Raw genomic sequence first — 13,671 nt, 5'->3', positions numbered from 1 at the left:
CCTGAACTAAAATATCGACTTTTGATTGATAAAAAGCCGTATTGCTTTGTTAGCAATGCGGCTTTTTTGGTTTCTAATGCCATGATAAAGATGATAGTATCCGCAGGGAATATAAGTTTTTCATTGCGTTACTTAATATAAATAAAATAATTTTTTTCTGATAAATATCTATGGGGGAATGGATGGATATAATGCCATCATGGGCGATGTCGTTTGGACGTCTGCTTTTAGATACCACGCGTTTGCTTAGGCTCGTTACGCCATTAGGAAATAGCCAGTTACTTGTACAGCGAGTGATGGCGCGCGAGCAGCTAAGCACGCCTTTCACGTTCACTGTGGACTGCCTTTCTCAACGTCACGATGTTGATTTATGTGGCCTGCTGGCCCAGCCCGTTACATTGTCACTTCTGCAGGCTGATGGCTCCTACCGTAATTTTCATGCCATTGTCAGTGAGGCTATACGTCTGGGCAGTGACGGGGGGATCAGTGACTATCAATTGGTACTCAAACCATGGCTGACATTACTTGAACATGTCTTTGATAGTCGTATCTTTCAGGATCTGACTGCAGTAGAAATAGTCACGCGTGTACTGGAAGGCCATACCGTCAGCGAAGGTGGTTTTCGTTTTGATCTGCGTCATCAAGAACGCTACCCAAAACGTTCCTATTGTGTTCAGTATAATGAGTCCGATTACCACTTTATCAGTCGCTTGCTCGAAGAAGAAGGCCTCTGGTGGTATGTGGCACAGGAGGCAGATAAGCATATTATAGTCTTCACCGATGATAACGATGCTTGCCCTAGCGTTACGCCCGGCACAATACGTTTTCATCGGCAGTCTGCTACTGAGTCAGCTGATAGCCTGACAGACTGGGGGCATCAACGTCAGGTTGAGCCAACCCGCATCAGTTTAGGGTCTTTTGACTACAAATCTCCAGGCACTCCTTTAAGGATTCAGCTCGATGCACATAATAACTCCGTCAACCTTCCTGCCCTAGAGCAGTATATCTATGCGGGTGAGTATGCGTTTGGTCGCTATGATCGTGGTTACCAACTAGGCGAAGTTCGCATTGAACGCCATGAGTCACAGGAGAATCGATTTACAGGGGCGGGTGGTGCTCGACAATTAAGCGTAGGGCATCGATTTATGCTGACTCAGCACCCTAATCACGATGGTGGGGGAGAAGGAAATCGTACCTTTTTGCTGCTTGGACTCGAGTGGGCGGCTGAAAACAATCTACCGGTAGCGGTTACTCGTCGTCACATGCTTGGCAGTCTCGAAATGCAGCTTGATGCACTACGAGAGTCTACCGGGCACGATATCGAAAAATCATCTGAGCAAGATGCTGCAGGTACAGCATTCTTTCATGCTCGACTTGAGGCTCAGCGTTTCGATACAACATTCCGCGCACCTGATGCTCATCGTAAACCTAGCTTGGGTGGTCCTCAGACTGCAATTGTTGTCGGGCCTGCCAATGAGACTATTTATACCGATCACCTTAATCGAGTGAAGGTGCAGTTTCACTGGGATCGCGATGGTCAATATAGTGAGCGTTCCAGTTGTTGGTTGAGGGTCTCTCAGGTTAACGCTGATGGCGGCTGGGGATCTGTATTCGTTCCTCGCATCGGGCAGGAAGTCATTGTCAGTTTCCTTGATGGAGATCCTGATCGCCCTATTATCACTGGCCGTGTTTACAACGGCGAGCGACAGCCCCTATGGCATAGTAATGGGCTGATCTCTGGGTTTCATACTCAAAATTATCGCGGTAGTGGTTATAACGAACTGCTATTCGATGATGCGACGGATCAGAGTCGTATTCGCCTTGGTACTGATCATCATTATTCTGAATTAAATTTGGGTTATTTGATTCACCAACAGGGCAACGGGCGCGGACAGTATAGAGGTGAAGGATTTGAGCTACGTAGCGATGCGTATGGTACCGTTCGTGCCAATAAGGGTTTGTATTTGTCGAGCTGGGGGCAGGTTCAGGCCAAAGGGGACCAGACGGATGTTGAGCCTGTAACGCAACAATTAGATCGTACTTATCAACTGCATAAACAGCTATCGGATTTGGCTATCCGGCATCAGTCGGAAGGGCTAACAAGTCTTGCACCATTAGAGGCCGCCAACTCAGAAAATAAAGGGGCGCAGGTAGGACATGAGGGTAAGCAAGGAGGTCAGGGACAGGCTGATGGCATGCAGACGCCTTGGCTTCATATAGCGTCTCCTGCGGGTATTAGTGTTACTACACCTAAGTCAACGCATTTGGCACAGCAAGAGCATCTCAGTTTGTCGAGTGGGCAGGACACTACTGTCGCGACGGGGAAAAGCCTGTTGGCCACTATTGCTGAAAAATTCTCGTTATTTGTATATAACGCAGGGATAAAGCTATTCGCAGCTAAGGGTAATGTTGAAGTACAAGCTCAGTCCGATAGTATTAATTTGACGGCCCAAAAAGATATTAATATGCAAGCCGTTAGCGGAAAAATTACAGAAGTTGCATCAGACGAAATTACTTTTTCTAGTGGTGGCGCTTATATTCGATTGAAAGGCGGCAATATTGAGCTTCACGCGCCAGGAACAATAGATGTAAAAGGAGTGCAGCAGCTATTTGGGGGCCCGGCAGGAATGAGTGCTACGTTATCGCGTTTGCCTAACGCATTGCCGGTTATGCCTGAAGGAATCTGTGTTGAATGCATGCTTCGCAACTTAAAACGGGGAATTCCTCTTGTCGATGTCACCTAATCCTATAATTGATGTCTATGATGAGCATTGGGAGCATGCTGCATTTAATTATCTAGATACACTAGCCACAGAGGATCCTGCTCTTCGTCCCGTGGCACTATTGGATGGCGCTTTCCTTTTTGATCGCTTATTGCCATGGATGGAACAGTGGTTGCCTAGCGATAGTTGGTGGTCGGTCTACGAAGGATTACCTAATACGGACCGACAAGTGATGCAAGCATCGCCGCAGCTTGTTGACCTCAACCATCTGGATGGTATGCAACGCTCAGTTTTGTTGAAAGGTACTAGTGGGTATCCAATGCTTAGCATCATGATGACCAAAGCTTCTCTTAGCCAGCTGGCTAGCCAATTGCAGGCCTTTTGCATCATTAGCACTCCCAGTGCGCGATATACATTGCGTTTTGCGGATACGCGATTATTGCCAACTATTATGAGTATATTGACAAATGAGCAGCGGGCACTATTCAGCCAAAATATCCATGCTTGGCATTACGTTGATCGCGCAGCTCAATGGGCATCACTGCCATTAGTAGATAAATATGATAATACAGTAATACCGCCCATTAATGGTATCGCTCTTAATAATGAACAATACAGAGCATTAATAGACTCTGCTCAGGTAGATAGAGCGCTGGCTTTTATTGAAGATACATCCCCTGAACTGTATGCCTGTTGGCAGAGACCTTCCGAGCGTCACAGATGGTTTCAGCAGCACATGGCGCTTGCGGATGCCCCCGTTTCCTTGGCTGAACTTCCTGCCTATTTAGAGCAGCATGCCGAGTGCCAGCAACTGTTAAAAAAGGAATTAGACAGTGATAAAAATGACATTTAAATGTAAACCTGTAGCGTTTATTGCCACTAGCGTTATTGTTGGTGCTTCAATATTACTGACAGGGTGTAGTGAACGTACCACTACTGCATCTGTTACTGGTATTAATTATACGGATAAAAATATAGCGAGTTTTCAAGTTATTCAACCTAATAATTTTAAAAATCGCTCACCTGCTCAAGAAGCGATGGCGTATGGTGCTGGTGGTCAGATGTGTTGTTATCTTTTGCCTTATGAATGGCACGAGGGTTTAAAGGTTAGCTTGGAGGTTGAGCCTGATATTATACCTATAGAAGGGCAAAACACTCAGGATGAATATGATCGACGTCGTGATACAGGCACGCTTTATTACAATGTAGAAGTGCCTGTATCGCAATATGCGCCAGGCAAAGCCCAATTGTTATGGATTCAGTTCCTTCCTAATCAGCAGTACCGTGCTATTGCAACCGATTTTGATCCTACTAATCCTGAGTTTCCTAGTGATGTAAAAGGATGGCCTGTGCCGTCTGTTGCTTTTCGTCACAAACTGTGGGAAAGAGAAATGGATGATGCACAAGATGCTGTTAAAAGATTTGAAAATTCCATTTTAAAAAAACGTAGCGAGGATGATTGGAAAGATTGCTGGGATATATATAAAAAATATAGCAAATTGCGGGATCGAGAAAAAGATAATTTCAAAGGATACGATGATGAATTTTTTCGTCGCTATACAGAAAATAATGAAAAAGAAGCTTATAGCTTTTATTTGAAAAGGTTTGAGACGCTAAAAAATATTGAGCCTAAATGATAAGGGGGAAATAATGTCAGTATTGGCAGGCGAGCTTCGCAAAGAAATGGTTGATCCTAGTAGCAATGTTTTTTTTACAGAACAAGAAAACAAAATTCTGTATTTGAACGATCATAGAAAAGTGCTAGAACAAAATGAAATGCCTTGCAGTAAGCCTGCTTATATAGGCGTTTTTTTTGATGGAACTAACAATAGTTACCGGCATGCAATAGAAAATAAAACAGAAGAAGAAAGTAATATAGCGCGTTTGTACGATGTGTTTCCGGGGCGGTGTGTGCCGGGTATCTTACCAAAAGAAACGGATTGGAAAACTGATCTGGCTGTTTATGAGCGGCACTTTAAAATCTATGTCCCTGGAGTTGGTAAAGCATTTTCAAATATTGGTGATCAAATAGGGAATTGGGCTCAAACTCAATGGGATGGTGTCTCTGGTGGAGCAATGGCAACTTATGGACAAGGACGCATACTATGGGGGATCGCCCAGCTATTAAATTATATATATGGCTACTACCATGCGGGCTTTGGTAGTAGTATTCTTATTACTGATGAAGAAGTTAAATATGCTTCGGAAAATATAAGTCTAGTACAAGAAGAGTTAGAAAGAAAAGTATCTTTCAAAAACGATGGAAAAATATGCTCTATTAAATGGGAAGCAAATAGTTGTTTGTTTTCAGCTACAGCATCAACGAAAGAAGTACTTCAGAATAGTCGCCTTGATAACAAAAAAAATGCCACTTTAGTGCTTTGCAGTTGGATAGCACGGCTTAAAAGAAGTATAGGTACTAGAGTGCATAATCCAGATATATTGCCTCTTAATAAGTTACATTTGTATACGTTTGGTTTTTCTCGCGGAGCCACGCAAGCTCGTGCTTATCTCAATTGGCTAGTCAAGCTCTGTCGCTTAGATGCAGAGTCTTATAACCGGCAAGAAAGCTCTTTAACGCTTGGCGGTATTCCCGTATCTCATGATTTTATGGGCATTTTTGATACAGTGGCATCTGTCGGCTGGGCTGATATGTTTGTTTGGTCTAATGGGCATGATTGGTGGGGAGATGCCCGTAGTCTTCAAATACCGAAAGAAGTAGGGAAATGTATTCATTTCGTAGCGGCACATGAACAGCGTCGATGTTTTCCATTGGATTCTGTTTACCAGGGACAACGCTTACCTGAATATTGTGAGGAAATTGTTTTTCCCGGTGTGCATTCTGATGTTGGAGGAGGGTATGCGCCTTTTGATCAAGGGAAAGGGTTTTCACGTAGCGGCACTTCGACACTTAGTCGCATTCCTCTAGCAGAAATGTACCGCCGAGCACGCCTTGAAGGCGTCCCATTAGAACTTGAAAAAGCCAGCGAAGCAGCAAAATTAAGTTATAAGATAGATATTCGTTTGCTTTCCGAATTCAATACCTATATTTCTTTATTTCCATTAAAGGAAGGAACAACTGCTCAAATTGTTACTCCTCACTGGGAAAAGTTAATATCACAATATTTTCGCAGATTCAAAGGGGGAGAGAATTCTTTACAGATGTCTAGCGCCACTCGTGCGCATTATCAAGATAGAGAGTTGCGTGATTCGATAAAAAACAAACGTTCAGATGTTTACAAGGAAAAGCACTTTCCACTTGGAGAGCTGAGTCCTGTTGCTTTGGTGTACGAGCCGGAGGAAATAACAAAAATTAATGCCTCCAGTGATGCGATTTATTCAAACCGGCTTGATGCGGCAGAAAAAATAACTAAAGCCTCTAATGAAGTAATAAATGCAGAGTATAAAGATTTTTTGCTTGTAAAAAACAATCATTACTCTGAACTTTCGACAGAAGATGAGGTGGAACTTAGTTACCAGGATAAATCATGGTTTAAAAAAACATCTGACTATGCAAGTGGCTTAGTAAATGATGCTAATGATAATCTAAGAAAACATGTTTTTGAAGACTATTTTGTTCTTAAAAATCCTGAAAAAAAAGAGTTGAAATACGTCATAGATAATATAGCAATGGATGCGTATTTACATCCTGTTATTGATAGTTTTATTGATAATTATATACATGATTCGGTTGCCGGATTTATGGTGGCTAGCTATATAAACGAGCGCTTTGTGAGTAAAACATTTGTTTACTTCAGGTATAGGAGAATTTTTTCTGGTAGCAATACATTTTATCAAGTGCCATATGATAAGGGATTTGATTGCTCCCGGGAGGACTATGAAGCAGAGAAATTATCAGAGTGGAAACGAAAACAGCAGCAAGAAGAAGAAAATTTAATGATAGGGCGCCAAATGGCTGATCAAATGAGTATTCATGGTGGGATGGCATGGTGAATTATTGGTCCATCTTTACCTTTAGTTGTGCTTGCACTCTCCGCCACCTTGCTGCATTCTACCCACGAATTCGTAGCTGTCAGCGCTAGGCTGGCAGTGACTGCTTGACGGGGTGCCGGTAGATCCGGCTGAGATGATGCAAGCGCTACAGGCGCCGAGCATTGGTCCCGTTGAACCTGATCTGGCTAATTCCCGTAAGGGAGGGTACCAGCGGAGGGATCAAGCAGCGGCACGTCCTGCAGTGAGCGTCCGCCTCCTGTTCATACTGTCCCGCGCCATCCTTTCGTGCGTGCTCTTCGGGATTCCTATCCTGTGAGATGGCACCATGACAACATCCAATACCACCACGTCCAATACCTCTTCCGACAAGACCACGCGTGCCTTTGCGTCTACGGTCAGAGAGCGGTTGCCCGACGCCGTTGACCCCGCCTCCATGGCGCCATTCCCCGCTTCGCGCAAGGTCTACGTGACCGGCTCGCGTCCTGATATCCGCGTGCCCATGCGCGAAATCAGTCAGACGCCCACGATCACGATGCAGGGTGAAGAGGTCGCCAATCCGCCGATCTGCGTGTACGACACGTCAGGTCCATATACCGATTCCGACGTTGAATTGGATATCCGCAAAGGGTTGGCGCCGTTGCGTCGAGCGTGGATCGATGAGCGTAACGACACGGAACTACTTGAAGGATTGAGTTCTGCCTATGGGCGCGAGCGTGCCGGTGATCCTGCGCTGACGCCGCTGCGTTTCCCCAACATTGGCCGTCCGCGCCGTGCCAAAGCCGGGGCCAATGTCACTCAGATGCACTATGCGCGTCAGGGCATCGTCACCCCGGAAATGGAATATGTTGCACTGCGTGAAAACCAGCGCCGTGCGGCTATCAAGGATGATCCCGAGCTGGCCAAGCAGCATCCAGGCTTCGGTTTTGGGGCCGCCATTCCTGCTGAAATTACACCTGAGTTCGTACGCGATGAAATCGCCCGTGGGCGTGCCATCTTGCCGGCCAACATCAATCACCCTGAACTCGAGCCGATGATTATTGGCCGCAACTTTCTGGTGAAGATCAACGGCAACATCGGTAACTCAGCGCTGACTTCATCAATTGCCGAAGAAGTCGAGAAGATGACGTGGGGCATTCGCTGGGGGGCAGACACCATCATGGACCTGTCGACCGGACGTAATATCCATGAAACGCGTGAATGGATCATCCGCAACTCTCCGGTGCCGATCGGTACGGTGCCGCTTTATCAGGCGCTCGAGAAGGTCAACGGCAAGGCCGAAGAACTGACGTGGGAAGTGTTCCGCGATACGGTCATCGAACAGGCCGAGCAGGGCGTCGATTACATGACCATCCACGCCGGTGTTCGTCTGCACCATATTCCGCTGACAGCTGACCGTACCACCGGGATCGTCTCGCGCGGCGGTGCGATCATGGCGCAGTGGTGTCTGGCCCACCACCAAGAAAGCTTCCTCTACACTCACTTCCGCGAGCTGTGCGAGCTGATGCAGGCCTACGACATTGCCTTCTCGCTGGGCGATGGTCTGCGTCCCGGCTCGATCAATGATGCCAACGATGAAGCGCAGTTCGCTGAGTTGGAAACGTTGGGCGAATTGACCAAGATCGCCTGGGAGTACGACGTTCAGGTCATGATCGAGGGGCCGGGGCATGTGCCGATGCAGATGATCCACGAAAACATGACCAAGCAGCTGGAGTGCTGTGACGAAGCGCCGTTCTACACCCTCGGGCCGCTGGTCACCGATATCGCGCCGGGCTACGACCATATCACTTCGGGTATCGGTGCGGCGCAGATTGGCTGGTACGGCTGTGCCATGCTCTGCTATGTCACGCCTAAGGAACACCTGGGGTTGCCGGATAAGAACGACGTCAAGACCGGCATCATCACTTACCGTATCGCCGCTCATGCTGCTGATCTTGCTAAGGGCCATCCGGGCGCGCAGCGCCGCGATAATGCGCTGTCGAAGGCGCGCTTCGAGTTCCGCTGGGAGGATCAGTTCAACCTTGGCCTCGACCCCGACACAGCGCGTGAATTCCACGATGAAACGTTGCCGAAGCCTGCCGCCAAGGTTGCGCATTTCTGTTCAATGTGTGGGCCGAAGTTCTGTTCGATGAAGCTGAGTCAGGACGTGCGTGAACGTTTTGGCAGTAAACCGCAGCAGGATGTTGATGTAGGCCTTCAGCAGCAGGCCGAGCGCTTTCAGGCGCAGGGCAGTCAGCTCTATCAACCGGAGTAGGGCGTTATGATGGATGACGATGAAGTGATTGCCGTCGCTGATCCTCATGCCGCAGAAGAGGCGCGCTGTAGCCTGCAGCGCTGCCTGCAGCAGGTACAGCAACAGCATCCGCTGGTGCACTGCCTCACCAATGAGGTCGTAACGAACGTCACGGCCAACGCGCTGTTGGCCTGCGGTGCATCCCCGTTGATGGTCGTGGATCGCGACGAGTGTCGTGCGCTGGCCGCGCTGGCTGACGGCATGCTGATCAACATTGGCACCTTTTCGGCCTCGCGTGCAGATGCTATGCGGCAGGCCATAGAGGTGCGGCATGCCAGCAACCTGCCGTGGGTGTTGGACCCGGTTGCCGTGGGGGCACTGGCACCGCGTACCGAGTGGGTGCTGTCCGTGGTAGCACACTGTCCGCCCTCCATCGTACGAGGCAATGCCTCGGAAGTGATTGCACTGGCCGGTGGGGAAGGTGGGCGTGGAACGGACAGTACCGTTCAGCCCTGTCATGCGCTACCCGCAGCGCGCCAGCTGCTGGCGCAGGGTGTCAACGCCGTGGCGATCAGCGGGGAAACCGATCTGATCGTGACCGCTGATGGTGTGTTGGCGGTGCAGCACGGTCACGCACTACTGACGCGTATTACTGGGGCAGGCTGCATGCTGGGTGCGCTGATGGCTGCTGTGGCCGGTCTAAAGGATGTTGATGCCGGTGAAGCCGCGTTGGTCGCTACGCTATGGTTCACACTAGCGGCCGAGCGTGCGGCAGTGTCAGCCCAAGGGCCGGGAGCGCTGATGGCCGGTCTTTTGGATGCGCTGTATGTGTTGGCAGAAGAGTCGACAACCCTGTCCTCGCTGCGAGTTGGGCGAGTGTTTGCGGCCGAAGCTTCGTCGATGATTCCTCAGCGGCGCGCCTGTGATCCTCGTCCCCCGATCGCCATGACCATCGCGGGCACTGATCCGACCGGAGGGGCGGGGCTACAGGCGGACCTTTCCACCTTCCGAGCCCTTAAGGTGTTCGGTGCCAGTGCCATTACGGCGGTGGTGGCGCAGAACACGCTGGGGGTCAACGATGTGGCGCCGTTGGCGCCTGCCATGATCAAAGCGCAAATAGAAGCGGTGTTCGAAGACCTTGATGTCGATGCGCTCAAGATTGGCATGCTGGGACAGGCCGATATCGTGATGGCCGTGGCAGAATGCCTGCTGGAACAGGGCGATGGTCATCCGCCCTGCGATATCGTGCTTGACCCCGTAATGGTATCGACGTCAGGCCATGCGTTATTGATGGCCGATGCCGAGTGCCTGCTATGGGAACGGTTGGTGCCGTTGGCCAGTCTGATTACCCCTAATCTGGCCGAAGCAGAAGCCCTGCTGGGGCGCGATATCCCACCGACGCCAGAAGGTCTGGAAGCGGCCGCACTTGAGTTGCGCGATCGCGGCGCGCGTCAGGTTCTGGTTAAGGGGGGACATATGGAAGGACGCCTAGCGCTGGATGTGTTCGTTAATGAGCAGGGTGACGTGCATCGACTGTCGTTGCCGCGGGTGAACACGCCCAATACGCATGGAACGGGCTGCGTGCTATCGTCTGCCATCACTGCGCTGCGAGCTCAAGGACATGATTGGTTGGAAGCCATCACGTTGGCACGCCGCTTCCTGCAGGAAGCGCTCCAAGCCGGACAGAGCGAGCGCTTCACGCTGGGGCATGGACCGTGCCTGATTCACCTGCCTCGTTTGCTGAAGCCGTGAGGGTCGTGTCAGGCGGGCGATACCTTGTAGGCCGACGTTAATCAGCGGTTTGGAAGTGACGAGATGTTGCCGTGAGGCATGGTAGGTAGTATCGCATTTCGGTGCGTCCCTCTGTTCTATAGAGAAAAGCGTCTATGGCGACAGAGGCGGTAGGCCGCAGAAAAAACGCCCCGTCCAGAGAGGGAATGTTCCTCTCCGAGCGGGGCGTTCTGCTATCTTGAAAACATGCCTTGGTTGGCGTGTCGAACCGAGACCAGCAGCGGTTTTATGAAGAAAGGCCGCTACGCTATAGGGCACGAGTCATTCGACTACATCGCGCAAGGCAATGGCGGGACAGACATCACGTTCGATGACGGACGCAAGGTGTAGAGAAGGCCCGAAAGCCTTTTTTTTGTCGGCACAATCAGGCGTGACGCTGACGCGCGGGCAGAATGCCTTTCAGGCGATCAGCCATGTCGTACAGGCATTTTTCGGTCGTGGACCAATCGATGCAGCCATCGGTAATTGAGACACCGTATTCCAGTGCGCTCAGATCACAGGTCAGCGGCTGAGCGCCCCAGTTGATGTTGGACTCAATCATGACCCCCATGATGCTACGGTTGCCCTGTTCGATCTGCTTGACGACATCTTCGAGCACAACCGGCTGATTGGCCGGATCTTTACTGGAGTTGGCGTGCGAGCAGTCCACCATCAGGTCGGCGGGCATGCTGGCCTTGGCCAGTGCCTGTTCTGCCGCCGCAACGCTTTCGGCGTCGTAGTTGGGCTTGCCGTTGCCACCGCGCAGCACGATATGACCACAGTTGCCATTGGAGCGCACGATGGCTACCTGACCGTTTGGTGCGATGTTCAGATACGAGTGGGCATGCGAGATGGCCTGCAGCGCATTGATAGCCACGGTGAAGCCGCCATCGGTACCGTTCTTGAAGCCGATCGGGCTTGGCAGGCCGGAGGCCATTTCGCGATGCGTCTGCGATTCGGTCGTGCGTGCGCCGATGGCGGTCCAGCTGATGCAGTCTTGGATGTACTGGGTCGCGATCGGATCAAGTGCTTCGGTGGCCAGTGGCAGGCCGAGTTCGCTCAGCTCGACCAGCAGTGAACGCGCCTTTTCAAGCCCTTCTTCGACGGCGAAGCTGCCATCCATGTGAGGGTCGTTGATCAGGCCTTTCCAGCCGACCGTCGTGCGCGGTTTTTCGAAGTAGGCGCGCATGACGATGAACAGCGTATCGCTGACAGCAGCGGACAACGCTGCTAGGCGTTTGGCGTAATCGAGGGCCGCTTCGGTGTCGTGCAGCGAGCACGGGCCGACCACTACCAGCAGACGATGATCATCACCGTCCAGGATGCGTTTCACGGTGTCTCGATAAGACTGGATACGGTCAACGGCCTGCTGGCTCAAAGGATAGCGTTCTCTGAGCGCTTCGGGTGAACGGATGAGGGTGTAGCCCTGCACATTGGGGTTATTGGTGTCGTTCATGGGAAGGCCTTCGATAATATCTGCAACAGCGTCCTGGAGGTCTGGTCGAGCGATGCTTCTGCCGCGTGTCAATGCATGTGTCGCCACGCAGTACCGCAAGACCAATGTGCGGAAGTCGACTAATGTGCCGTCATGACATGGATCGGTCAATGCGCCGGATGTGCTGGCATGAAAGGTCGGCACCGGATTCACAGGACAGAGATAGTAGCATGGAACTTGTATTACAGTGGAATGTCTTATGCCAAAGACGTGACGTCATGTTGACGCTGACATACTTCAAGGCCGCGAGCCTCTAAAACAGAGTCATCGTAAGCGTTGCATGACCGTAGGGAAGTCGTCTTTCCCAAAGTTTACCGATTGTTGCATCATTTCCTGCCTTGTTTTGTGGTGTGATGCACGTCAAATTGAATCTTCTTGGTCAGGCATGGCGTGTCTTAGAACGAGTACCGTACGAAGTCATTCACGCCATGGATACCGAGGGTGTCAGACACCCGTGCCGAGGAGCACGCAAGCGAATAGGGGTGCGCCCATGGCGACGACCGAAACGGATCAGCAGCTTGTCGAACGTGCCCAGAAAGGTGATTCCCGCGCTTTCGATCTGCTGGTCAGGAAATACCAGCACAAGATCATTGGTTTAGTAAGCCGCTACGTACACGATTCCGGTGACGTCCAAGACGTCGCTCAGGAAGCCTTCATCAAGGCATACCGTGCCTTGGGGAAGTTTCGTAACGACAGCGCTTTCTACACTTGGATGTACCGTATCGCCATCAATACGGCGAAGAACCATGTGGTGGCGCGTGGTCGCCGACCACCAAGCAGCGACCTTGATATCGTAGATGCCGAGGTACTAGACAACAGTGGCCGACTGGCGGATATGGAAACGCCAGAGTCTGCTATGGCCCGTGATCAGCTTGAATCGGTCGTCTACGATGCGATCGATAACCTGACTGAGGACCTGCGTACCGCCATTACCTTGCGCGAGCTGGAAGGCCTATCCTATGAGGATATCGCCGAAGTAATGCAGTGCCCGGTGGGCACCGTACGTTCCCGTATCTTTAGAGCGCGTGAAGCCGTCGACGCTCGTATACAGGCGCTGCTCTATCCGAAGGATAAGGCCGCTAACGAATAAGCTGTACGTTACCGAATAACCCCTCTTCCCCTGGCATTGCTTGATGCCAGGGGATTTTTTTTAGCTAATTTTTACACTATGTAGAAGTGTGTATCTGGAGGCAGTTGGCGTCGCTGCACCGGGATATACTGCCCGAATCTCGTTCGAAGCGAGATGCCGAAAGGGCTGTGTCGCTTCTGAGACCAGGGCTATACCTAAATAAAACGGTGCGAAACGCATTGAATTGGTGACACTTGTTACATAATGGTCCTGTGAGTGAGCGAAAAGACCGTCAACGCCGGTGAACTATCTGGAAGGGCGTGCGGTCTGAACCATGAATCCGCAGTGTCGATGTCACTCTGCAGGCGGCCTGTCAGCCCTTGCACATGGCCAAAATATTCGTGCTTTTTATCTGCATGAAATATCCTTT

General features: G+C 50.6%; 8 protein-coding genes and 1 riboswitch. Of the genes, 7 read left to right on the top strand and 1 reads right to left on the bottom strand.

Annotation, left to right across the window (positions count from 1 at the left end):
- The first annotated feature begins 182 nt into the window (after positions 1-182).
- From ACMHYW_RS09705 to thiD, 6 genes are all read left to right on the top strand, one after another.
- A complete protein-coding gene (locus ACMHYW_RS09705; RefSeq protein ID WP_414499753.1) occupies positions 183-2,744 on the top strand; it encodes a type VI secretion system Vgr family protein in 2,562 nt (853 codons plus the stop codon).
- Positions 2,734-3,576 carry a DUF4123 domain-containing protein gene (locus ACMHYW_RS09700; RefSeq protein WP_414501496.1) on the top strand — a complete coding sequence of 281 codons (843 nt, stop codon included), beginning with the start codon at positions 2,734-2,736 and terminating at the stop codon, positions 3,574-3,576. Before ACMHYW_RS09705 ends, ACMHYW_RS09700 begins: the two co-directional genes overlap by 11 nt.
- Positions 3,566-4,360, top strand: coding sequence for a DUF3304 domain-containing protein (locus tag ACMHYW_RS09695; protein ID WP_414501495.1), 795 nt, complete (start codon positions 3,566-3,568; stop codon positions 4,358-4,360). Before ACMHYW_RS09700 ends, ACMHYW_RS09695 begins: the two co-directional genes overlap by 11 nt.
- Before the next feature lie 13 nt (positions 4,361-4,373).
- On the top strand, positions 4,374-6,677 hold the full coding sequence (locus ACMHYW_RS09690) for a T6SS phospholipase effector Tle1-like catalytic domain-containing protein (RefSeq protein ID WP_414499752.1): 2,304 nt from the start codon (positions 4,374-4,376) through the stop codon (positions 6,675-6,677).
- A gap of 98 nt (positions 6,678-6,775) precedes the next feature.
- Positions 6,776-6,913: riboswitch (TPP riboswitch) on the top strand.
- A gap of 197 nt (positions 6,914-7,110) precedes the next feature.
- Positions 7,111-8,928 carry a phosphomethylpyrimidine synthase ThiC gene (thiC, locus tag ACMHYW_RS09685; RefSeq protein WP_414501494.1) on the top strand — a complete coding sequence of 606 codons (1,818 nt, stop codon included), beginning with the start codon at positions 7,111-7,113 and terminating at the stop codon, positions 8,926-8,928.
- A gap of 6 nt (positions 8,929-8,934) precedes the next feature.
- Complete coding sequence (thiD, locus tag ACMHYW_RS09680) at positions 8,935-10,659, top strand: bifunctional hydroxymethylpyrimidine kinase/phosphomethylpyrimidine kinase (protein ID WP_414499751.1); 1,725 nt, start codon at positions 8,935-8,937, stop codon at positions 10,657-10,659.
- Positions 10,660-11,062: 403 nt separating this feature from the next.
- Here the strand turns inward: thiD and ACMHYW_RS09675 are convergent, their stop codons facing one another.
- Positions 11,063-12,133, bottom strand: coding sequence for a 3-deoxy-7-phosphoheptulonate synthase (locus tag ACMHYW_RS09675; protein ID WP_414499750.1), 1,071 nt, complete (start codon positions 12,131-12,133; stop codon positions 11,063-11,065).
- A 529-nt stretch (positions 12,134-12,662) separates the two neighbouring features.
- Here ACMHYW_RS09675 and rpoE point away from each other — a divergent pair.
- Complete coding sequence (gene rpoE / locus ACMHYW_RS09670) at positions 12,663-13,262, top strand: RNA polymerase sigma factor RpoE (RefSeq protein WP_027705137.1); 600 nt, start codon at positions 12,663-12,665, stop codon at positions 13,260-13,262.
- The last annotated feature ends 409 nt before the right edge of the window (positions 13,263-13,671 follow it).

Source organism: Zymobacter sp. IVIA_12111.31 C1 (assembly GCF_047495495.1).
Taxonomy (GTDB): domain Bacteria; phylum Pseudomonadota; class Gammaproteobacteria; order Pseudomonadales; family Halomonadaceae; genus Zymobacter.
Note: the sequence above shows the minus strand (reverse complement) of the source record. Positions and strands in the feature narration are given on the sequence as shown.